This is a genomic window from Aequorivita echinoideorum (genome assembly GCF_018476645.1).
Taxonomy (GTDB): domain Bacteria; phylum Bacteroidota; class Bacteroidia; order Flavobacteriales; family Flavobacteriaceae; genus Aequorivita; species Aequorivita echinoideorum.
Genome location: NZ_JAHCTB010000007.1, coordinates 55,392 through 78,081 on the forward strand (window position 1 = coordinate 55,392; position 22,690 = coordinate 78,081).

The window sequence follows — 22,690 nt, forward strand, 5'->3', positions numbered from 1 at the left end:
AAAGCACCATATAACATATATATTGAACCATTTCGAATAAACAAAGCGCCATATAGCATATATATTGAACCATATTGAATAACCAAAGCACCGTATAGCATAAATGGGTCATCGTATAGTATAAATAAAGTAACGTATAGTATAACTAAACCACCATATAACATAATTAAAACACCGTATAGTGTAAATATCCCACCGTATAGCATAAACCTGTCACCGTATAACATAAAAAACCCATCATATGGTAGAAAAATTTAGCCATGCTAAAGAAAATAAATTGTAACCATCAACCATCAACCATCAACCATCAACCATCAACCTTCAACCAGCAACCAGCAACCAGCAACCAGCAACCAGCAACCATCAAACCCAAAATCTTTTCATACTTTTACCATTCAACAAGCAAAAAATTATGGACTACACAGCAAAAATGCTTCGGGATGATGCCCTAAAGGGAAAAACAATCGTAGTAACCGGCGGCGGAAGCGGCCTTGGCAAGGCAATGACCACCTACTTTTTGGAACTCGGCGCAAACGTGGTAATTACCTCCCGCAACATAGAAAAACTGAACAAGGTAAAGGAAGAACTGGAAGCCCAAACGGGCGGCAAGGTATTACCAGTGCAGTGCGACGTCCGCAATTATGATGAAGTGGAAGCTATGGTGAAAGCCTCGGTAAAAGAATTCGGGAAAGTAGATATACTGCTCAACAACGCCGCGGGCAATTTCATCTCACCCACGGAAAGACTATCGGCAAACGCGTTCGACACCATCATAGACATCGTGTTGAAGGGGACCAAAAACTGCACCCTCGCCTTCGGCAAACATTGGATAGACCAAAAGGAAAACAACAAAACTGTACTTAATATAGTAACCACCTACGCGTGGACGGGCTCTGCCTACGTGGTGCCAAGTGCCACGGCAAAGGCGGGCGTGCTTGCCCTTACCCGCTCCCTTGCGGTGGAATGGGCCAAGTATGGCATCCGCTTCAACGCCATTGCTCCGGGACCGTTCCCTACTAAAGGTGCGTGGGACAGGCTACTGCCCGGCGATTTAAAGGATAAATTTGACCTCGCCAAAAAAGTTCCTTTAAAGCGGGTGGGCGAGCACCAAGAGTTGGCCAATCTGGCGGCCTATCTCGTTTCAGACTTTTCTGCCTACCTAAATGGCGAAGTAATAACCATAGACGGCGGCGAGTGGCTAAAGGGTGCTGGCCAGTTCAATCTATTGGAGGCAATCCCAGAGCAGATGTGGGATCAACTGGAGGCTGTGATACGGAATAAAAAGAAATCCTGAAGGTTATATTCAAATTTTAAATTTCAGAGTTCAGAGTTCAGAGTTCAGAGTTCAGAGTTCAGAGTTCAGAGTTATGGGTTTTCAATTTAACAACTCACAACTCACAACTCATAACTCATAACTCATAACTTCCCTTGTTTAATTCCTGTTAACAAAAATCATTTTCTATCCACATAATTAATTGTACTTTTAAGCCCTAAAATTTCGCATATATTAATGGGTAAAATTATTGCAATTGCAAACCAAAAAGGCGGTGTGGGGAAGACCACAACCTCTGTAAATCTGGCCGCCTCGCTCGGCGTTCTTGAAAAAAAGGTTTTGCTTATAGATGCAGACCCACAGGCAAATGCCACCTCTGGATTGGGTATAGATGTAGAAACCGTTGAGGTGGGCACCTATCAATTATTGGAGCATAGCACTACCGCAAAGGATGCCATTGTTCCCACCAATTCCCCCAACCTTAGCCTCATTCCCTCACACATAGATCTTGTGGCTATCGAGATTGAGCTTGTTGATCAGGAAAACCGGGAATACATGCTCAAAAAAGCGATTGTTGATTTAAAAAAAGAATACGATTATATTCTTATAGATTGTGCGCCCTCATTGGGCTTGCTTACGCTGAATGCCCTTACTGCGGCAGATTCGGTAATTATTCCCATTCAGTGTGAATACTTTGCTTTGGAAGGTCTCGGAAAGCTATTGAATACCATTAAAAGTGTGCAGAAAATACATAATGAAAATCTTGATATTGAAGGTTTGTTGCTTACTATGTACGATCAGCGCCTGCGCCTTTCAAACCAAGTGGTGGATGAGGTGAAAAAGCATTTCAATGAAATGGTTTTTGAAACAATCATACAGCGTAATGTACGTTTAAGTGAAGCACCCAGCTACGGCGAAAGCATCATTAGTTACGATGCCGCAAGCAAAGGAGCAGATAACTATTTGAGTCTGGCGCACGAATTAATTCAGAAAAACGAAAAAGAATAAATGGCGAAAGCGACGAAAAAACAAGCACTTGGCCGCGGACTTTCAGCTCTTTTGAAAGATCCTTCAAATGATATAAAATCGGTTGCAGACAAAAACGCCGATAAGGTAGTGGGCAGCATTGTGGAACTGGATCTGGGCAGTATTGAAGTCAACCCATTTCAGCCACGTACCAGCTTCAATGAAGAATCGCTTCGCGAATTGGCTTCATCCATAAAGGAATTGGGCGTAATCCAGCCTATTACCGTTCGTAAATTGGATTTCAATAAATACCAACTGGTAAGTGGCGAACGCCGTTTCCGTGCCTCAAAGTTGGTTGGGCTGGATACCATCCCGGCATACATTCGCATAGCGAATGACCAGGAATCGCTGGAAATGGCATTGGTCGAGAATATCCAGCGCCAGGATTTGGATCCCATCGAGATTGCACTTTCCTATCAGCGCTTGATTGAAGAAATAAGCGTTACGCAGGAAGAGTTGAGCGACAGAGTGGGCAAAAACCGCTCGACAATAGCCAATTATTTGCGTTTGCTGAAACTGGATCCCATTATCCAGACCGGAATGCGCGATGGATTTATAACTATGGGCCACGGCCGTGCGCTGATTAATGTTGAAGATCTTGGCGACCAGCTGGATATTTATGAAAAAATAGTAAGCCAAAACCTTTCCGTGCGTGACACCGAAGCGCTTGTGCGAACCTATAAAAATCCAGAACAAAAGTCCGCTCCGCAAAAGCCGAGTGCTCCGCCCTATGCCAAAAAGGCAAAAAAAGAATTGACCGATCTCCTTGAAACTTCCGTAGAGGTGAAGGTTACCAAATCCGGGAAGGGACAATTGGTAGTTCCTTTTAAAAATGAAGCGGATTTCCAGCGTATTTTGAAGCTTATTAAAAGTGAGGAATAACGTTCTATATATTTTCTTTCTTTTCTTCGTCACATCTTTGTGCGCGCAGGCTCAAGACACGCTTACCGTAGAAAAAAATGAAAAAATAATAGTAGTAAAAGATACTGTAGCATCCCGTTTTGAATACGATCCATTAGCTCCGGCGCGCGCCGCTTTTTATTCGGCCGTGATTCCGGGTTTGGGGCAGGTTTATAACAAAAGATATTGGAAAATTCCAATCATTTATGCTGGGATGGCCGCCGGAATTTATTTCTACAAACAAAATGATGACGATTATAACCGCTTCAGAAATGCCTATAAAAGAAGGCTTGCAGGCTTCACTGATGATGAATTTTATGGTGATGGCACTACGCCATTAATATCAAATGACAGATTGATCAACGCGCAACGTTCTTCCCAAAAAAATAAGGATTTAAGCCTTATCGTAACCATAGCCTTCTATCTTTTGAATGTTGTGGATGCCAATGTTGATGCGCATTTGCGGCAATATGAAGTAAGTGAGGATCTTTCGCTTCAACCCAATTTTGATTACAATCAATTCAATGCGCAAACGCAGTATGGAATGTCGTTAACCTATCGTTTTAATTAGAAAGACAATGAAGATAGCACTGCTCGGTTATGGAAAAATGGGAAAGACGATTGAAAAATTGGCTTTGGAAAAGGGGCATACTATTGTGTATAAAAGTACAAGCAATTCTGAAGAAGGAGAATTCCAAGAAGCTGAAGCCGTGATTGAATTTTCGTCTCCCGAAGCCGCCGTGGATAATATTTCAAAAGCATTGAATGCCGGCATTCCCGTAATTTGCGGTACAACCGGTTGGTTGGAAAAGTATGACGAAATGGTAAACTTATGCGAAAAACGTAACGGAAGCTTTATCTCTGCGTCCAATTTCAGTGTTGGGGTAAATCTCTTTTTCAATATTAATGAATACGTTGCAAAATTGATGGAAACGTGGAAAGATTATACTGTTTCCGTTGAGGAAATCCATCATTTACAGAAAAAGGATGCCCCAAGTGGAACGGCAATCACCCTTGCGGAAGATATTCTGAAACATAGCGAGAAAGAGCGGTGGAAACTGGACGCTTCAGATAAGAAGTTTCTAAACATCACCGCAAAACGCGAAGAAGATGTAAAGGGAACGCACATTGTGAGTTATGATTCTGCCATTGATAGCATTTCAATTAAGCACGAGGCGCACAGCCGTGAAGGTTTTGCTTTGGGCGCAATTTTAGCGGCGCAATGGCTTCAAAATAAAAAGGGAGTTTTCACGATGAAGGATGTTTTGGGCATTAAAAACTAATGTCGAAAAAAAAATAATTTTAAAGAATTAAACGATGAGTTGGACAGGTTGGTTTATATTTTTCTTGATAGTACAGGTTATCCATTTTGCGGGAACGTGGAAGTTGTATCAAATTGCAGGCAGAAAAGTTTGGGAAGCTGCAGTGCCAGTGTACAATGCCGTAGTGCTGATGAGAATAATCAACCGTCCGTGGTGGTGGACTGTGCTGCTTTTTATTCCAATCGTGAACTTGATTATGTTTCCGGTAATCTGGGTAGAAACGTTGCGCAGTTTTGGACGAAATTCCACTACGGATACACTTTTGGTTATTATAACTCTCGGGTTTTATATCTATTACGTCAATTACACGCAAAAGGTTTCACATCTCCCTGAAAGAAGCCTAAAACCGAGAACATCAGCCGGAGAGTGGGTGAGTTCCATTCTGTTTGCCGTGGTGGCCGCAACCATTGTGCACGGATATGTGATGCAGCCGTTCACTATTCCAACTTCTTCTTTGGAAAAAACACTTTTAATTGGTGATTTTCTTTTTGTAAGTAAATTTCATTATGGGGCAAGACCTCCTATGACACCTGTTGCATTCCCTATGGTACACGACACCATTCCGGTAATCAATAAAAAATCTTACCTCACAAAGCCGCAGATTCCCTATTTTAGATTTCCCGGGTTTCAGGATATAGAGCGGAATGACATCGTAGTTTTTAATTGGCCCGTAGATACGGTGAATGCCTTCCAGCAATATGGAGATGGAAAATATTACTATAAACCCATAGATAAAAAATCGAATTACGTAAAACGCTGCGTAGGCCTTCCCGGAGATTCTTTGGAGGTACGCGATGGCTATGTTTTTATAAACGGAAAACAAAATCAATTGCCAGATAGGGCTAAGATTCAGTTTTCTTATGAAATAAAAACCAACGGTCCGTTAAATCCTGAACTGTTACAAAACCGCTACAATATTACAGACCGTTATGGTTATGAATCGAATACATATAGGTTTGCGGCCATTTCAGATGAATCATTGGCACTTCTGAAAAACAATCCAAACGTGGTTGAAATAAGTAAATTACATTCCACTAAAGGACAATGGGACACTGGCATTTTCCCAAATAATATGAATTATCCTTGGAATAACGACTTCTTCGGCCCATTGTATATTCCAAAAAAAGGCGCCGCTGTTGAAATTACACAGCAAACCATTCCGCTTTACAAACGTGTAATTGAAGTATATGAAGGAAGCGAACTGGGTATCGATAACAAAATCACACAATCTGGAACACAAGTTCTTTTGAACGGGCAGCCAATTACGGAATATACCTTTAAGCAGAATTATTACTGGATGATGGGGGATAACCGCAACAACAGTGAGGATGCTCGTACTTGGGGATTTGTTCCCTTCAATCATGTGGTTGGAAAACCAGTTTTCATCTGGGCGAGTTGGGATAACCTAACGGGAAGCGTACGCTGGGATCGGGTCTTCACAACTGTGGGCGGAAGCGGGCAGCCGGTGTCTTACCTGCTCTATTTTATAATTCTGGTTATAGCCTATTTGGTTTTTGATTTTATAAGAAAGCGAAGAAAGACTACCTAAACCCTATACCATATAATTAAAACGAAGCCCCATTACCAAAAGTAGTGGGGCTTCAACATTAAACTAATTCAGGTCTCTTCACCGCAATTAAGTGTGAGTCTCTGACCTACTTTTATCTACGATATTCAGGGGAATTTGGATTTTGCTTAGATGAAGTTTTCTAATCTAAAATCTAAAATACTTCAAATTACCTTAGTGAATCCGCATTTTTCGGTAATATTACTCAACACTTTGTCTGAAATTCAAAAGATTAAAGAAACCGAACTTAAAATTTTTGTACCTTTTCACTCTCCTCAAAATAGTTCTATTGTATTTAGGTAATTGATTTATAATCAAAACCTTCAGATTGCATTTGAAGAACATTTTATCATTTGCAATTTCAGTTTCAATTTAACACTAACAACCCATTGAATTCTCAAAACCAACCCAATCATGGAACCAATTCAAAAACTTGTGGTTTATGGCCATAAAGAAACTACTCTAGATGACGTAATCGTTTACAATCTACAATCGGTAAACAGGGATATTTCAAACCAGCATACCATTTCACTTCAACAAGGAGATAAACTTCAATTGGTCTTGGAAGACGGCACCACGTGGATGTGCGATGCTTCAACGCTCCACGAAATTTATCCAGAACTCGACCCGGCATTAAGACCGCCAGGAACCAGAGATATTTTACCCGAAGTATTTGTGCTTCCCTCTAGCGTTGAAGCTCCAGCAACCGAAAGAGGAATTATTGGGAAGATTGCACTAAAACTGTTGAAGATTTTTACAAAGAAAGCGGTGGGAGGCGGGATTATGGCGCTTGCGGAAAAATTGGAAAATGAACATTTAAAATTTAAGATTTCTGAAGATGTATTGGCTCCCGATTATCTTGAAAACGGTGCAGCTCTTTATACTGTGGACAAGAATTTTAATTTTGGGAAATTTGATGGAAAATCTTCAAACAAGCCTTTTTTTCTTTTTATTCACGGCACAAATTCAGATACGTTTGGCGCTTTCCAGGAATTGAGCAAGGGAAAGGCAACTTGGGATAGTTTGCACCAGATATATGGCAGTAATGTAATCGCTTTTCAGCATAGAACCCTTTCCGAAAGTCCGCTTAAAAATGCCGTTAAACTGGCGAAGTTGTTGCCGGACAATGCTACGCTTCACTTACTTACCCATTCGCGCGGTGGCATTGTGGGTGATATTCTGAACAAATATAGCAGTACGAATGATGAAAATTCTTTGGGTTTTAATAGCGAACATATTTCATTGCTTGAAAAGGAAGGCGGCAGAGAGGATGATATTGCAAATATTGAAGCGCTCAATACCATTTTCCGTGATAAAAAATTAACTATTGCAAAATTTATTAGGGTAGGCTGTCCTGCGGCAGGAACTAAGTTGGCCTCCAAAAGGCTGGACCACATCCTGAATGTTTTCAATAATTTGCTCGGTCTGGTGGGCGGTATTTTTGGGGATATATTAATGGAGCTATTGAAGGCGGCAGTAGAGAGCAAAGATGATGTAAAAATCCTGCCCGGTCTGGAAGCCCAACGTCCGGAATCGCCTTTCATAAAAATTCTTAACAACCCCAAACTGGAAACCGCAATTGACGGCAAACCACTTGCAGTTATTTCCGGAAATGGAAGGGTAAGTTTCTCTGGGCATGGTTTGATTGTGATTTTAGGCAAACTATTTTATTGGCAACGCAATGACCTGGTGGTAAATACGGATTCAATGTACCTTGGCGTACGGCGTAAAAATAATATCCAATATTTTTTCGATCAGGGTGCCGATGTAAATCACGTGAAATATTTTTCAAATGAAAAAACCCGTGAAGCAATAAGGCTAGTGTTACAAACGAGGGAAGGCGAACTTGTTCCCGGCTTCAAAAGCATTCCGCAACATCAAATTCCCGGTAGCGATAGAGCGCTTATTGAGTCCGGCGAATTATATCCAGACCCAAAAATGCCCACTGGAAATAGATCCATCGTAATTCTGCTTCCTGGAATTATGGGTTCTAATTTATCCCAAAAAGATAAGGAGATTTGGTTGCACTACGGAAGAATTTTAACAGGCGGATTAAAAAATCTGGATTATTCAAGTCTGAATAAAATTGTGGCAGAATCCGTAGTGAAAACTTCCTATGGAAAGCTTTATAAGTGGCTTTCTTCCAAATATGATGTCATAGTATATCCCTTCGACTGGCGAAAACCGTTACCGGAATGTGCCAATGAATTTCGTTCAAAAATTCAGGGTTTATTGAAATTGGGGCAACCTATAAAAATTATCGGCCATTCCATGGGCGGGGTTTTAGTTCGTGATTTCATTGTGAATCACGATGATGTTTGGCAGGAGCTGAAGGCTACCAAAGGATTTAAAATCATCTTTTTAGGATCACCGCTCGGGGGTTCATTCCGTATTCCTTCCGTACTTTTTGGGGAAGATGCCATTATCAAAAAATTGAGCAGCTTGGATTTGGTACACACGAAGCAGACATTGCTGAAAATGTTTTCCAAATTTCCCGGAATTCTCGCCCTTCTTCCATTGAATACAGATTCAAAGAATGATTTTTCCAAAATGGAAACTTGGGAAAAAATGCGAAATTATTTCGGAAAGAATGATTGGCCGCTTCCGCAAAAGGCAGATTTGGAATATTTCAAAAAGTATCGGGACAACATTCTTCAAAAGCGCGACGCCATTGATTATTCAAATATGGTTTACATCGCCGGAAAAGATAAAATGACGCCTTGTGGATATTATCTTGATGAAATAAGACCAAAAAAACAGCTCTATTTTCTGTACACGGGTGAGGGTGATCAAAGTGTAACGTGGGAGTCTGGAATCCCAAAACAGCTTATTGCAGCCAATGCGGTTTATTATTCCCGCGTAACGCACGGCGCGCTGGCAAATGACCCAGAATTATTCAATGCCATTGAGGATATTTTGGAGACTGGACAAACCAAATTACTTCGAAATACAAAACCACTCCTGCGCGGGGAGGAAAAAAATTTCAGGGCAGAACCGGATTATGATTTTGATCTTTCCGAAGATGGATTGGAAAGAACAATCTTAGGCCTAAGCGATAACGCCGAACCCATAGGTAGCCAAATTCCGGTAACGGTGAGTGTGAGCAACGGCGATTTGCGTTACGCTTCTTTCCCCATAATTGCTGGACATTTTCTAAATGATGGTATTCTTTATGCCGAAAAAGCAATTGACAGATATTCAAATGGAAGCCTAAGTTCCAAGCACAGGCTGGGCCTCTATCCCGGAGAAATAGGGAGCAATGCAATTTTCGGCAAGACGGAGGGAAGCGATTTTGATGGAGCCATAATCGTAGGATTGGGCGAACCCGATCAGCTTACTTCATTTCAGTTTTCAAAATCTGTAGAGGCTGGCGTTCTCAATTATTTACTTAGTATTCGTGGTTTGCCCGTACCGAAAAGAGGAATCGGCGTGTCATCGCTTATTGTGGGTACCGGTTATGGCGGCCTGTCTGTGGAGGGTTCACTAAAAGCGATAATTGAAGGGGTAAACCGTGCCAATGAAAAAGTAAAAGCATTGGGCGATTCTGGCTACAAAACGGTTGAAAAGATTGAATTTGTTGAATTGTATGCAGATCGCGCGCTTAATTGTATGTACGTTTTGAATAAAATTGCAACGAAGGAAAACGCAACATTCAACATTATTATAGGTAGCAAGAGGATTAAAAATTTATTGGGAATCCAAAAAAGAACTCCGCTCGATACTTCCGAAGATTGGTGGAACCGGATTACAATCAAGTATAGCGCAAAACAAAATGGCGAACCGGCAAGTATGGTTTTTGGTTCCTCCACCGGCGATTCCAGAGAAGAGGAAAATGAGCTCTACGGAAGCACACCTTTGATAGACCTATTTATTTCTGAAGTTTCCACAAGCAATCAATGGACGGCCTGCACCGCAAAAACACTCTTCGAATTATTGATTCCGAATAACTTAAAGGAAAAATTGAAACGAAAGGGTAACATTACCTGGATTCTCGATAAAAATACCGCCATGTATCCGTGGGAACTCTTGCAGGACAACACCACCAATGCGAAACCGCTGTGCATAAATGCAGGAATGATTAGGCAACTTTCCACCCAGGATTATAGAATAAACATAAAACGCGTTGCCGAAAAAGGGGCGTTAATTATTGCGGATCCCATTCTGGAGGGGTATGCTTCCCAACTTCCCGGCGCAAAGGAGGAAGGGATGCTGGTGAAGGATACATTGGAAAACGTGGGCTACCCAACCACACATTTAATAGCTTCAAACGCCCAGAACATAATCAAGAATTTTTTCTGTAAGGATTATACCATAATCCATTTGGCCGGCCACGGAGTATTCAATCCCAATTCCCCCAAAAAATCTGGCATGTTGATTGGGAAAGATATGTTCTTGACTGTGTTCGAGATTGAGCAAATGTCCGTGGTTCCAGAGCTGGTTTTTGTAAACTGTTGCCATCTGGGTTATAGCAGTGCTGAAGATGAACAACTATATCAAAATCGGTATAAACTAGCGGCAAATATCGGCACGCAACTCATAAGCATTGGCGTAAAGGCTGTTATTGCTGCGGGTTGGGCAGTAAATGACGCTGCGGCACACGACTTTGCACAGATTTTTTACAGCAGCATGTTTGCGGGCGATAATTTTGGGGATGCCGTAAAAAAAGCCCGAAATTATTGTTACGAAAAGCATCCCGGCAATAATACTTGGGGAGCCTACCAATGTTACGGAGATCCCTTCTTTAAACTGAAAAGTATTTCAAGTAGCGGCGGCGCTTGGTCTCCAAAATATATAGTTCCGCAGGAGGCGGAAATCGACTTGGACAATCTTCTCAACCAATTGCAAATGACCGCGCAGGCAAACAATGATCCTTTGGCAGAATTGAATACCATTATGAAGGCCGTGGATCGAGATGTTTTTAAGACACCACAAATTATCGAGCGCGTAGCAAAAATCTATCAGGAACTTGCGCTTTACGTGGAGGCCGCTAGCAATTATGAGGAATTACTGAAAATGGAAAATGCAGATTTCTCCTTTTCCTGTATGGAAAAATATTGCAACACGCGCGCAAAACTTTACATACGTGAACTATTTGAAAACGGGAAGTCTTCCGCTTCAGAAATAAAGGAAGCGTACCAAAAAATGGAAAGGGTCATTGCAGATTTGAAGGTGCTGCTTTTCGCTGGCGAAACCGCTGAACGGTTAAATCTGCTGGGCAGCGCTTACAAACGGTTGGCAATGCTTTCGCCGGATGGCAAGAAACGAACCGAGGCCTATAAATACGCGCTTTCCTATTATGAAACAGCCTATGCGCACAGTTTCAATGCCAACAAGATTTATTCTATTTCAAATGCTATCGAGATTGCTTGCTTGCTGGTGTTGAGCGATTCGCTGAAGAGCGGAGCTGAGTTTACTTTGGAAAAGAAAAAATATAAACTCAGAAGTATAGAGGAAGCTCAGGTACTATTGCAAGGCTTAAAAGATGAGCTGAATGAATCTAAGGAATATGACAATCTGGAATACTGGGACATGGTTGCCGAACTGAATATCGACTTGTGCCTTCTCTTGATTTTGCAGGACGAAAAAATGGAGGTCAAATGGGCTGAAATTGTTCAGAATTTTACAAAAATCTGGAGCAAGGCAGGTTCTGAGGCGAAAAAAATCGCAGAGCTGGAACATCTTCAGTTTTTGGCATATAGTTTAAATACCGCGGCAGGGGTCGCAAATACAAATTATAAACTTGAAAGGGATTTGGAAACAAATATTTCCAAGTTGAGAGCTGCATTGAATGCTGTACGAAGAAAAGTAGAGAATAAAACTGATTCGGATACAGCCAAAAAGAAAAAACAGAAATAGAATAAATCTGAAACACGAACAGAAGCATTTGAAATTTTACGGAATAAAGGAGCAATGGCCGGGAATCCCCGGCCATTTCATTACCCAACCCGATCAATTCAAAGCCCAACCCGACCAATTCAACGCCCAACCCACCACTCATTTTTAAAATTTCTCCAGTAGGGTTATTGGCGTAATACTCTCACAAATACTATCTTTATCAAAATTTCTATAAATGGAAGAAAAATTTAATGCAGTAGTCAATGAAACTTTTGACTTTCAGCTAACAAAGGAAGATTTGCAAAATCTTGATATCGTTTCCGAAAAGAAGAGCGCAAATGTTATCTACAACAACAAATCCCTGGAAATTGAAATTTTAGAAAGTAATTTCCATCAAAAAAAATATACCCTAAAAATCAACGGCAATCTTTATAAGGTTAAAATTGAAAACGCACTGGACGCGCTCATTGCCGAAATGGGTCTCTCGCTTGGCAATGCTTCGGCGGCAGATGAAATCCACGCGCCCATGCCGGGCCTAATTTTGGAAGTAAACGTTGCTGAAGGTGATTCGGTCAAAAAAGGCGATTACGTATGCGTACTTGAAGCCATGAAAATGGAAAATGCGCTCACCGCTCCCCGGGACGGAAAAGTGAAATCGGTAACTATTTCAAAAGGGGACACCGTTGATAAAGGAATGCTGTTAATTGAATTTGAAAAAGAAAATGATTAAGAAAATACTGGTTGCCAACCGTGGCGAAATCGCTCTGCGCATCATGAAAACCGCCCGCAATATGGGCATTACTACCGTTGCCATCTATTCTGAAGCAGATAGAAATGCACCGCACGTAAAATTTGCTGATGAAGCCATTTGCGTAGGCCCGCCACCTTCAAATGAATCCTATCTTTTGGGTGAAAAAATAATTCAGATTGCTAAAGATCTCAACGTGGACGCCATTCACCCGGGCTACGGGTTTTTAAGCGAAAATGCCAAGTTTGCGGAGAGCGTGGAGAAAAACGGACTTATCTTTATAGGTCCCAAGTCGCACGCCATACGCATTATGGGAAGCAAGCTTGCGGCAAAGGATGCTGTAAAAGATTATAACATTCCTATGGTTCCCGGGACGGAGGATGCCATTTCAGACGTAAACAAAGCGAGGGAAATTTCAAAAGAAATTGGTTTTCCCATTTTAATAAAAGCTTCTGCCGGCGGTGGCGGAAAGGGAATGCGCATCGTTGAAAAGGCTGAGGAACTGGAAGAACAAATGAAACGCGCCATCAGCGAAGCAGAATCTGCCTTTGGCGATGGCTCGGTTTTTATTGAGAAATACGTCACTTCTCCACGCCATATTGAAATTCAGGTTTTGGCAGATACTTTTGGCAATACCGTACATCTTTTTGAGCGTGAGTGCAGCATACAGCGGCGCCACCAAAAAGTGGTAGAGGAGGCCCCTTCATCTGTGTTAACACCAGAATTGAGAAATAGAATGGGCGAGGCGGCAGTTAACGTTGCAAAGGCTTGTGATTACGTGGGTGCTGGCACGGTGGAATTTTTGCTGGACGACGAGCATAATTTTTATTTCCTTGAAATGAATACGCGCCTGCAGGTAGAACATCCCGTAACCGAAATGATTACCGGATTGGATTTGGTTGCGCAACAAATAAAAATTGCAAATGGCGAAAAATTGGCATTCACGCAAGAAGATCTAAAAATCAAAGGGCACGCCGTGGAATTGCGCGTGTATGCGGAAGATTCTTTGGAAAATTTTATGCCAAGCGTGGGGAAACTTGAAACATACAGACCGCCAAGCGGCGCAAACATTCGCGTGGATGATGGATTTACGGAGGGTATGCAAGTGCCCATTCAATACGACCCAATGTTATCAAAATTGATTACTTACGGAAAAACCAGAAACGAGGCCATTCAAAGTATGCTTGAGGCTATTGCACACTATGAAGTAGAAGGTGTAAGTACCACATTGCCTTTTGGTAAATTTGTATTTGAGCACGAAGCTTTCAAAAGTGGAAATTTTGATACCAATTTTGTAAAGAAATATTGGTCTGAAGAAAAAATAAATGATTTAAACAAAGCTGAAGCAAAGGTGGCGGCGCTTTTCGCCCTGCAACAGTATAGAAAAGATTCAGAAAAATTAAGATTGCCAAAAACATCCAAGTATTAAAATGACGCACAATAATAAAAAACTGCAAGAAATTATTGCCGAAGCAAAAAAGGGCGGCGGCGAAAAACGCATAGCAAAGCAGCACGAAAAGAAAAAACTTACTGCCAGGGAGCGCGTGGAATATTTACTGGATGAAGGTTCCTTTGAGGAAATGGGAATTTTGGTAACGCACAGAACTACCGATTTTGATATGCAGAAGGAAGTGTACTATGGAGATGGGGTAGTAACAGGTTACGGAACTGTAAATGGACGATTGGTCTACGTATTTGCTCAGGATTTTACGGTTTTTGGTGGCGCTCTTTCGGAAACGCACGCAGAGAAAATCTGTAAGATAATGGATCACGCCGTTCGTGTAGGCGCCCCAATAATTGGGTTAAATGACTCCGGGGGCGCACGAATTCAGGAGGGTGTGCGGTCTTTGGGAGGTTATGCGGATATTTTTTACAGAAATGTACAAGCTTCAGGGGTAATTCCGCAGATTTCTGCTATAATGGGCCCTTGCGCCGGTGGTGCGGTGTATTCTCCGGCGATGACAGATTTCACATTAATGGTTCAGGACAGCAGTTATATGTTTGTAACCGGGCCAAATGTGGTAAAAACGGTTACCAATGAAAATGTGACATCAGAGGAATTGGGGGGTGCGAGAACCCACGCTACCAAAAGCGGTGTTACCCATTTTACGGCCAGCAATGATATTGTTTGTCTTGAACAAATAAAAACCTTATTAAGCTATCTTCCGCAAAATAATAAGTCGATGGCCGAAAGTTTGCCTTTTGAAATGGGCGATGAAGTTCGTGAAGCATTGGAAAATATTGTTCCGGATTCCAGCAACAAACCTTATGATATGCATGAGGTTATTTCTGGTATCATTGATACTGATTCCTTTTTTGAAGTTCATAAAGATTATGCGGACAATATAATTGTGGGTTTTGCGAGGATTGGCGGCAGAAGTATCGGTATAGTTGCCAACCAGCCTATGAGTCTGGCTGGCGTATTGGACGTAGATAGTTCAAAAAAAGGCGCACGTTTTACGCGTTTTTGTGACTGTTTCAACATTCCATTATTAGTATTGGTAGACGTGCCTGGGTTTTTGCCGGGAACAGATCAAGAGTGGAACGGTATTATTTTGAATGGGGCAAAACTGCTTTACGCCTTAAGCGAGGCCACCGTGCCGCGCGTTACCGTAATTACCCGTAAGGCTTACGGCGGCGCTTATGATGTAATGAACAGCAAGCACATAGGTGCCGATATGAATTTTGCTTGGCCTTCGGCAGAAATTGCTGTAATGGGAGCCAAAGGTGCGAGCGAAATTATCTTCAGAAAAGAAATTGCTGCTGCCGAAAATCCCGAGTTGAAACTTTCAGAAAAGGAAGCTGAATATGCTGAGAAATTTGCGAACCCTTTTAAAGCCGCCCAACGCGGTTTTATTGATGAGGTAATTCAACCGAAGGAAACACGTAGGAAATTATTGAAAGCCTTCGCAATGCTGGAGACCAAAGACGTTGTGCGTCCTAATAGAAAACATGGGAATATTCCTCTTTAAAATTCTCGAATGCATTCAAAAGTAAAATATTACTTCTTGATTCTTTTATATTAGAAAACCAGAAAATTTTTCAGCTACATTAAAAAAATTGATGTAGAAAAATCCTACTTAAAATCCTTAATATTTTCGCCAAGATCGTAAACTGGTACTTTGTCTATGGATTTGTCAATTATACTGCTGCCGGCGGCGCTTCTAAAGCCCGCTGCGCAGTGGACGATTATAGGTTTATCCTGCGGAATTTCCGAAATACTTTCGCGTAACCTATGTAGCGGAATGGCAAGCGCACTTTCAAAGAATTTTCCATCGGCGACCTCGCCATCATTTCTTATGTCGATAATAGTATATTTTTCTGTATTATTTCTGAAGTCTTCCAAGGGCAATTCCGCAGAACTTTCCATTTCGGTTTTTGCTAAAGTCATTACGGCTTTTAGATTTTTTTCGTAGCCAATCTTCGCTACACGGTTCAAGATTTTTTGGATTTCTTCCGAAGAATTTACAACCAAATAATAATCTTCTTCAGGGCGAACAATGGAGCCCAACCAAGTTTCAAATTGGGCATTATCTGAAATGGCCATAATATTGAAACTTCCCGGCAAATGCGATTTTTTGAAGTCTGCAGCCGCTCGAACGTCAATGATTACAGCATCTTTTTCAACCTCAGAAACATTCAGTTTTACGGGAATCGTGCTGATTGATTTCTGTAAAATTTCAGCGCCCTCTTTGTTTATGTCCACATTGTAACCAAAATAGTGTGGAATGAAAGGCTGCGAATCCAACAGATGTGAAACAAATTCTGCCTCGGTCTGTTTCTTGAATGCCCAATTTCCCATGCGTTCATTACCCAACGTGCTGGATGTGGCATCTGCGCTCATCCCTTTTCCGCATAATGACCCTGCGCCGTGAGCCGGAAAAACAAGGGCATTATCTGGCAGATCATTAAATTTATTTTGAATGGAATGGTACATGGCCTTTGCCAATTCTTCCCGTTTTGCCGTCATATGGCCCACGTTCTCACGCAAATCGGGTCTGCCCACATCACCCACAAATAGAGTGTCCCCATTGAAAAGAGCGGTTTCATTATTTTCTGAAGCAACAATAGTAATGCTATCCGGAGAATGGCCGGGTGTGTTAATGGCCTTGAAGGTGGCTTTGCCAATGGTAATTTCACTTCCATCATCAAAGGATTTGTGCGCATAGCCGGCCCCCATTTTTTTGCTCGCGTAAAGCGTTGCACCACATTCTTTATGAATCTGAAGGTGGGAACTAACAAAATCTGCGTGCGGGTGTGTTTCAAAAACAGCTACAATTTTTGCGTTGTTTTCTTCGGCGTAGCTATAATATTGCTGCGGATCTCTTTGTGGGTCCACCAGAGCCATCTGTCCGTCACTGATTATTGCATACGAAAAGTGGGCGAGGGGCTTATATTCAAATTGTTTGATTGTCATGGAGTTTCAATTTTTCAGATTACAAAAATAATGATATTGGTTTTGGGAAAAGAGGATTTTGGTCATAAACCTAATTTACGATTTCATTCAAAATAATATAAATTCCCATCAGTAATACAAACCAGCCAAAACCTTGCTTCAGTTTTTTTCCATTGATAAAATGGTTAAGCCTAATTCCTATAAAGATCCCAATTATGGACAGTGCGGTAAAAGATAACAGAAAAGGCCAATCAATTTCCAACGTGGCGATATCACCCGTAAAACCTATCAACGAATTAATGGCAATGATGAGCAGCGAAGTGGCAATCGCTTTTTTTATGGGCAATTTGGCCAATAAAACCAACACCGGAATAATGAGAAATCCGCCACCTGCGCCAATCGCTCCGGTAATTAACCCGAGCCCAATCCCTTGAATCACTATTATGGGATAGTTATACGAAACGGATATTCCCGCTTCCGGTTCGGGGCGTTTATTGCGAATCATCGTTATAGCTACCAACACCATAACGATAGAAAAAAAAAGCATAATGGCTATGCCTTTGGTAATAGCGTAATCACCAACGTAAAAAAGCGTTTGCGGTATTGCAGGAATAAGGTATCTACGGGTAATAAACACTGAAATAAAAGCCGGAGTCGCAAAAATGATGGCGGTCCTAAAATCTACCATTTTTTTGAACATATTTCGTACAGCGCCTATTAAGGCAGTGGTGCCCACCACAAATAACGAATATGCAGTTGCTACCACGGGATCCAGATAGAAAAAATAGACCATAATGGGTACGGTAAGAATGGAACCTCCGCCACCAATAAGCCCCAAAATTACGCCCACGAGCAAGGCACCTATGTATCCTACAATTTCAATCATTCATCTAAAAAATTCATTGCAAGGTTACACATTCTTTGGGAAATTCCTTTTGGGATTGTGGGTTTTTGAAGTTGGGAATTATAGAAAAGTGTTATCAAAACTTAAAATATTGGTCAGAAAACTATGGATCATTTAATAGGCCTGTCCCATACTCGCTAAAATTTCCCACCAATTAGCATTACCTTCGTTTTTTCCCAACCTCACTATAATTAAATTCTTTTCAGGATGCACATAAATGTACTGGCCCAAAATTCCCTGAGCCATGAAATCACCAGTTTTACTTGGCAACCACCATTGATATTGATAGAATTGTGCACTGCCTTGGGCTGTATCTATTTTAGTTGATCGTTCAACCCAATCCTGAGATACAATCTGTTTTCCGTTCCAATTGCCTTTATTTAAATAGAGTCTACCAATCTTTGCGTAATCCCTTGCGGTGGCATTAATACAGCAAAATGTTTTTTCCAATCCGTTTTCTTTATCCAAGCTCCAGGATGCGTCAAATTCCATTTGCAAGGGTTTCCAAAGTTTTTCCTCAAGATATGCCGAAATCGTTTTGTCCTTCAACGCTCTTTCTAAAACCAATCCCAAAAGTTGGGTGTTTCCACTTACGTATGCAAACTTTTTTCCGGGTTGTGAGTTTAATTTCATTTTGCCAATTGCTTTTCTCAAGTTTGTACCGTAGTAAAAAGTTGCCGCATCGCCAAAGGGGTTTGAATAACTTTCATTGAATTTAAGGCCTGAGGTCATCTGTAACAAGTGTTCAATGGTTACGGTATCAAACCCAGTATTTTTCAATTCTGGAATGTACTTTGTCACCGGGTCGTTTACAGATTCAATAAGTTCGTCATCAATGGCACAGCCAATCAAAATGGAAGTAATGGATTTTGCCATTGAAAAGGAGGGAACAATTGAGGAAGAATTGTAATCCCTAAAATATTTTTCGTATTGAAGCGTGTCGTTTTTAATTATAAGAAAAGCAACCGTTTTATTTTTCTGTATGTATTCCTCAAAAGGATATTTTGTTCCATCAACATTTATTTCCCTAGGAACCTTTCCTTTTTCCGCAGTTTGAAAATAAAACTTTGTGTTTGCGCTTTCAATCTGTCTTGCGGGAAATTTTTTGTTATCATGTATGTCTGCAAAATTATAGACAATAAAACGACCCACCTTGCATGAGGTAAATGTTGCAAAAATTACAAGCAGTAATAATACTTTTTTTATTTTCATTTTAGGATAGGGTTAAGCCCAACGCGAGAGTTTTACGCTTTTTCAAGTTCAAAAATAGTTATTTCGGGCCTTACGTTAAACCTCACTTGCCACAAGTGTCCCACAGCGCGGTTTATGTATAAAGTCCTGCCGTCATTTAGGTCGATTTCGCCTTGTGAATATTTCTTGTTTTGTACGGGAAGCATAGGTGGATTTAAAAATGGGGGCTTGCACTATGCGTATGGCCAGACAAAATCCAACCTCGGTACCCATTCCAAACATCCAGATCGCAAACATCTGGGTTATGGCATAGCGCCATTGGGTGAAAATCGGTAATATTATAAAATTTGCAGTTTTTGAAAGTTTGTCCCGTACTTGCTTCGGGATAGGCGAGAACAAGCAATTACTTATTGCCATGGTCGGGCGTAGTTTTTAATAGTTTCTTGAATATTCTTCTTTTTCAGTTAGGAATTCAATTGTATTACCATCACCTGTTCTGAATTTTGTTTTCAAAGTTTCTCTATTGTCTATATTTTGATTGAATATTACAAGATGCAAATGTGGCCCGATACTCCAGCCTACATTTCCACTATATCCAATCAATTGACCTTTTGAGATTTTATCTCCTACCTTTACTTTTGAGCCATTTTGCTTGATATGTGTATATTCAGCAAAAGTTCCATCTGAATGATAAATTATTATAAGATTGTTATATTTTTTACATTCTTCTTGCCCACAATTTTTGTTGTTCTTTTCTATTACCTTAATAACTACACCTTCTCTAATAGCAGTTAATTCTGTTCCAACAGGCATTGTGAAGTCTAAAGAATTTTCATTTTGATGAGAAAAAGTTCCATTGTAACCTTGATAAATTTTAAATTTATTTGAGGTTTTAAAAGGCAAGTCATATATGTAATTTTCATCATATTCCTTATTGTTGTGTTTGCCGTAATTTGTCCAATACTTATAGGAAAATTTATAGGCTTTACCTTTTTTAGAAACGGTAAGCGATGTAAGAAGTTGCTTTTTATCCTCTGCATTCACAACATAAATATTATTGTTTCCGCCATCTATATTTAAATTAGTGACAGTAAAGTCAATCTTTATACTTACAGGGCAAAATTCATCATTATCAGCGTAAACGTTATAACCATTTTCAATTTGTTCATAGTATATTTTGACGTTCTGTTCAGCTTTACATAATGAAGTAATCAATAAAAATGTTAAAAGTAAATAGTTTTTCATTTGGTTCCTTTTTAAATTATTTCCAAACGTCGCGCCGTCTTTATGAAGTGGCGGTTTTACTCCCACGGAACAAAATAAATATACCGAAAAATTTCAAAAATCTTCAAAAATCACCAAGCCCCGCCATTTTATAAAACCGTTTTTAGGGGAAATATTTTAATAAATATATTTAATAACTTTTACATGTGGAATTGTAGATTCTAGCTTTTTAATATCTCTATAATCAACTTTACTCTGCTCAAAGTTATATAGACTATTGTTCAGAATTAATTTTTTCAAGCATCCGGGTAAATTCTTTTTATTTATTGAACTTATCATTGTTCCACTTACATTTAATTCTTGAATAGTTTCTGGCAATTTTATTTCTGAAATTGTATTGAGTTTAGTTATCGCAAATGATAAGACTTCAAGTTCATTAAGATCAGCTACAAATTCGGGTATTCTTTTTAATTCGCAATTTTCAAGTTTTAAAACTTTTAGATTTTGAAAAACCTTTTTTTTAAACTCAGGAACTTCTTCTATTTCATTTCCTCTTAAGCATAAATATTTAAGATTTTGTAAATTAACCAAACACTTTGGGAACTCAGTTAGAGGGTAATTTAAAATCGTAATTTTTTCTAGATTATTCAAATTACCAATTTCTATTGGAAAACGATTAGAATGGTTTACTGATACGTGGATACTTATTTCTCTAAGATTTATAAATAAATTTAATTGATTACTATAATCATTAAAATCAGTAGCAGATATTATTAATTTAAGGGTTCTGACTTTTTTTGGATTCTTTAAAGCTCTATCGAAATCAGTAAATTTTCTAAAAAAAAATTCATTTATAAAGCTCATTTTCTCCTAGCCTATTTAATATTCCCCTAATATACACATATATAATATCCCCATCACATGAACATCACCCCACATTATTTAAATTTTTTCCCAAATATAACCAAACCCATCATTTGCCCGCTACTTGTAAGAGGGTTTCTACTTGGGTTTTAAGCAATAGGTTTTCGTGTTCCAGTTGGGCAATTTTTTCCCGCAGGGGCGCGGTGGGGTCTGGAGCATAGGTGGTAAATGCTTTAGTGCAGTTTAGATTTTTGTGTCCGGATTTATTAAAACATTCTTTTCATTACGTAAGATTGCGCCACTTTCATCGTATCTTTTGATATTGAATGTATCCTCAACGTAAGTAATCTCATCTTGAATCTTTCCATTTAAATAATAGCTAATTTGAATCCCACTTTTTTTCATAGAAACAGTATCAAGATTAAAAACTTGCACGAGTTTTAATTGCCCGTTCTCATAATAAGTTTTAGAAATTGTCAAAATTGTTTTTGCAAGAAAAACAGAGTGCTAAAATCAAAATGTAAAATCTTAGTTTCAATTGAATAGATTATTCAGGGTTGCCAATAATATTTATAATCCAACATAATCAGATTGTATAATTTCCAATTTTCCTAATTGGTTCTTGTTTATCTTGATTGAATACCAAACTCTCCATTGATTATCGGTATCTGGAACAACCAAGTCCGAGGTAAGATAAACATTGTTGTTCACAATGCTGTCAATTTCTGTTGCGAAAAGATTGCAATTGGCGTAAAATTCAGGAATCAGAACTTCTTTAAAGTCAGTTCTGTCGATTTGTTTTTTATCAACAGTTGAGTTACTCAAAAGTTTAAAATCAGTTACCATTTTGTGAGAATGGTCCAAATAGCCTCGTTCTCCATCTTGAGCTAAATTCCTGACTATTGAGCTGTCGTTTAGACTGTAAGTTTTTAATTCAAGAGTATGCTTTAAATCCGAAATATAAAAATCTTTCTTGCTTGAAAATGTGTCGAGCATTATGGCCCAATAATTACTAATTGTATCGATTTCTTTGTTTTTTTTTACCAATTCTATTTCGCTTATCTGTTCAAAATCAGATTGAGTTATGTCCGATTTTTTTCGGTCGCAACTTGATAAAATAAAAAATATTAAAACTAAAATCAGAAGTTTTTTCATTATTCGGTTTTCAAATGTTTAGTAACAGACTCGTATAACATTCATTATGGTCTATATGCTTTAATTTTCGGTTAAGCACTGACTTTAGTAATTCCGAGTTGATTCGGACGTAGTCGAATCCGCCGACCCGAGTACGCAGTGAGAACAGGCGAAGCAAATTGCGGTTATACATCTTAAGTTTGATTTTTACTAAATCAGTTAACTTTAAGTACTAATCAGAAAGAACAAAAGAGCGGAGTAAGGTTATGTTATACGGTGAAGCTTTTAGACTTCGGCAACATTGAT

General features: G+C 39.8%; 17 protein-coding genes and 2 pseudogenes. 10 read left to right on the forward strand and 9 right to left on the reverse strand.

The features are described 5' to 3' along the window. Window positions 1-412: 412 nt before the first annotated feature. The 10 genes from KIV10_RS13465 to KIV10_RS13510 all read left to right on the forward strand — a co-directional run bounded on the left by KIV10_RS13465 (window position 413) and on the right by KIV10_RS13510 (window position 15,643). Entirely contained in the window at window positions 413-1,294 is an 882-nt protein-coding gene (locus KIV10_RS13465; RefSeq protein ID WP_214114611.1) for an SDR family oxidoreductase, read from the forward strand. 216 nt (window positions 1,295-1,510) lie between these two features. Further along, entirely contained in the window at window positions 1,511-2,281 is a 771-nt protein-coding gene (locus KIV10_RS13470; protein ID WP_214114613.1) for a ParA family protein, read from the forward strand. After that, entirely contained in the window at window positions 2,282-3,181 is a 900-nt protein-coding gene (locus KIV10_RS13475) for a ParB/RepB/Spo0J family partition protein (RefSeq protein ID WP_214114614.1), read from the forward strand. Then, entirely contained in the window at window positions 3,171-3,770 is a 600-nt protein-coding gene (locus KIV10_RS13480) for a DUF5683 domain-containing protein (protein WP_214114616.1), read from the forward strand. Before KIV10_RS13475 ends, KIV10_RS13480 begins: the two co-directional genes overlap by 11 nt. Window positions 3,771-3,777: 7 nt before the next feature. Beyond that, window positions 3,778-4,482: a 4-hydroxy-tetrahydrodipicolinate reductase gene (gene dapB / locus KIV10_RS13485; protein WP_214114618.1), complete on the forward strand. Its 705-nt coding sequence runs from the start codon at window positions 3,778-3,780 to the stop codon at window positions 4,480-4,482. 34 nt (window positions 4,483-4,516) lie between these two features. Then, complete coding sequence (lepB, locus tag KIV10_RS13490; RefSeq protein WP_214114620.1) at window positions 4,517-6,070, forward strand: signal peptidase I; 1,554 nt, start codon at window positions 4,517-4,519, stop codon at window positions 6,068-6,070. Window positions 6,071-6,502: 432 nt separating this feature from the next. Further along, window positions 6,503-11,944 (forward strand): CHAT domain-containing protein, encoded by a 5,442-nt coding sequence (locus tag KIV10_RS13495; RefSeq protein WP_214114622.1) that lies wholly within the window; start codon window positions 6,503-6,505, stop codon window positions 11,942-11,944. 214 nt (window positions 11,945-12,158) lie between these two features. Then, a complete protein-coding gene (locus KIV10_RS13500; protein WP_214114624.1) occupies window positions 12,159-12,653 on the forward strand; it encodes an acetyl-CoA carboxylase biotin carboxyl carrier protein subunit in 495 nt (164 codons plus the stop codon). Continuing rightward, on the forward strand, window positions 12,649-14,100 hold the full coding sequence (accC, locus tag KIV10_RS13505; protein ID WP_214114641.1) for an acetyl-CoA carboxylase biotin carboxylase subunit: 1,452 nt from the start codon (window positions 12,649-12,651) through the stop codon (window positions 14,098-14,100). Before KIV10_RS13500 ends, accC begins: the two co-directional genes overlap by 5 nt. 1 nt (window position 14,101) lies before the next feature. Next, a complete protein-coding gene (locus KIV10_RS13510) occupies window positions 14,102-15,643 on the forward strand; it encodes an acyl-CoA carboxylase subunit beta (protein WP_214114625.1) in 1,542 nt (513 codons plus the stop codon). Window positions 15,644-15,747: 104 nt separating this feature from the next. Here KIV10_RS13510 and KIV10_RS13515 read toward each other — a convergent pair whose 3' ends face one another. The 9 genes and pseudogenes from KIV10_RS13515 to KIV10_RS13550 form a co-directional block, all read right to left on the reverse strand. Further along, on the reverse strand, window positions 15,748-17,088 hold the full coding sequence (locus KIV10_RS13515) for an MBL fold metallo-hydrolase (protein WP_214114627.1): 1,341 nt from the start codon (window positions 17,086-17,088) through the stop codon (window positions 15,748-15,750). 70 nt (window positions 17,089-17,158) lie between these two features. Beyond that, entirely contained in the window at window positions 17,159-17,953 is a 795-nt protein-coding gene (locus KIV10_RS13520) for a sulfite exporter TauE/SafE family protein (protein ID WP_214114629.1), read from the reverse strand. 132 nt (window positions 17,954-18,085) lie between these two features. After that, window positions 18,086-19,183, reverse strand: a complete 1,098-nt coding sequence (locus KIV10_RS13525; protein ID WP_214114631.1) for a serine hydrolase domain-containing protein — start codon at window positions 19,181-19,183, stop codon at window positions 18,086-18,088. Between the two features lie 32 nt (window positions 19,184-19,215). Next, window positions 19,216-19,481, reverse strand: a pseudogene (locus KIV10_RS13530) (metallophosphoesterase); the annotation flags it as partial. 113 nt (window positions 19,482-19,594) lie between these two features. After that, window positions 19,595-20,407 carry a M23 family metallopeptidase gene (locus KIV10_RS14015; RefSeq protein ID WP_214114633.1) on the reverse strand — a complete coding sequence of 271 codons (813 nt, stop codon included), beginning with the start codon at window positions 20,405-20,407 and terminating at the stop codon, window positions 19,595-19,597. Between the two features lie 156 nt (window positions 20,408-20,563). Further along, complete coding sequence (locus KIV10_RS13540) at window positions 20,564-21,250, reverse strand: leucine-rich repeat domain-containing protein (protein WP_214114635.1); 687 nt, start codon at window positions 21,248-21,250, stop codon at window positions 20,564-20,566. 243 nt (window positions 21,251-21,493) lie between these two features. After that, window positions 21,494-21,655, reverse strand: coding sequence for a hypothetical protein (locus KIV10_RS13545; protein ID WP_246516316.1), 162 nt, complete (start codon window positions 21,653-21,655; stop codon window positions 21,494-21,496). A gap of 30 nt (window positions 21,656-21,685) precedes the next feature. Beyond that, a pseudogene (locus KIV10_RS14100) lies at window positions 21,686-21,730 on the reverse strand (hypothetical protein); the annotation flags it as partial. Between the two features lie 90 nt (window positions 21,731-21,820). Further along, window positions 21,821-22,405 carry a hypothetical protein gene (locus tag KIV10_RS13550; RefSeq protein WP_214114639.1) on the reverse strand — a complete coding sequence of 195 codons (585 nt, stop codon included), beginning with the start codon at window positions 22,403-22,405 and terminating at the stop codon, window positions 21,821-21,823. Window positions 22,406-22,690 lie beyond the last annotated feature (285 nt).

What these genes read in the sequence shown, in the direction of transcription:
- KIV10_RS13470 (WP_214114613.1), top strand. Translation starts at nt 1,511, where the DNA reads ATGGGTAAAATTATTGCAATTGCAAACCAAAAAGGCGGTGTGGGGAAG.
- KIV10_RS13495 (WP_214114622.1), top strand. Translation starts at nt 6,503, where the DNA reads ATGGAACCAATTCAAAAACTTGTGGTTTATGGCCATAAAGAAACTACT.
- KIV10_RS13510 (WP_214114625.1), top strand. Translation starts at nt 14,102, where the DNA reads ATGACGCACAATAATAAAAAACTGCAAGAAATTATTGCCGAAGCAAAA.
- KIV10_RS13525 (WP_214114631.1), bottom strand. Translation starts at nt 19,183, where the DNA reads ATGAAAATAAAAAAAGTATTATTACTGCTTGTAATTTTTGCAACATTT.
- lepB (WP_214114620.1), top strand. Translation starts at nt 4,517, where the DNA reads ATGAGTTGGACAGGTTGGTTTATATTTTTCTTGATAGTACAGGTTATC.
- KIV10_RS14015 (WP_214114633.1), bottom strand. Translation starts at nt 20,407, where the DNA reads ATGAAAAACTATTTACTTTTAACATTTTTATTGATTACTTCATTATGT.
- dapB (WP_214114618.1), top strand. Translation starts at nt 3,778, where the DNA reads ATGAAGATAGCACTGCTCGGTTATGGAAAAATGGGAAAGACGATTGAA.
- KIV10_RS13520 (WP_214114629.1), bottom strand. Translation starts at nt 17,953, where the DNA reads ATGATTGAAATTGTAGGATACATAGGTGCCTTGCTCGTGGGCGTAATT.
- KIV10_RS13500 (WP_214114624.1), top strand. Translation starts at nt 12,159, where the DNA reads ATGGAAGAAAAATTTAATGCAGTAGTCAATGAAACTTTTGACTTTCAG.
- KIV10_RS13465 (WP_214114611.1), top strand. Translation starts at nt 413, where the DNA reads ATGGACTACACAGCAAAAATGCTTCGGGATGATGCCCTAAAGGGAAAA.
- KIV10_RS13540 (WP_214114635.1), bottom strand. Translation starts at nt 21,250, where the DNA reads ATGAGCTTTATAAATGAATTTTTTTTTAGAAAATTTACTGATTTCGAT.
- KIV10_RS13545 (WP_246516316.1), bottom strand. Translation starts at nt 21,655, where the DNA reads ATGAAAAAAAGTGGGATTCAAATTAGCTATTATTTAAATGGAAAGATT.
- KIV10_RS13550 (WP_214114639.1), bottom strand. Translation starts at nt 22,405, where the DNA reads ATGAAAAAACTTCTGATTTTAGTTTTAATATTTTTTATTTTATCAAGT.
- KIV10_RS13475 (WP_214114614.1), top strand. Translation starts at nt 2,282, where the DNA reads ATGGCGAAAGCGACGAAAAAACAAGCACTTGGCCGCGGACTTTCAGCT.
- KIV10_RS13515 (WP_214114627.1), bottom strand. Translation starts at nt 17,088, where the DNA reads ATGACAATCAAACAATTTGAATATAAGCCCCTCGCCCACTTTTCGTAT.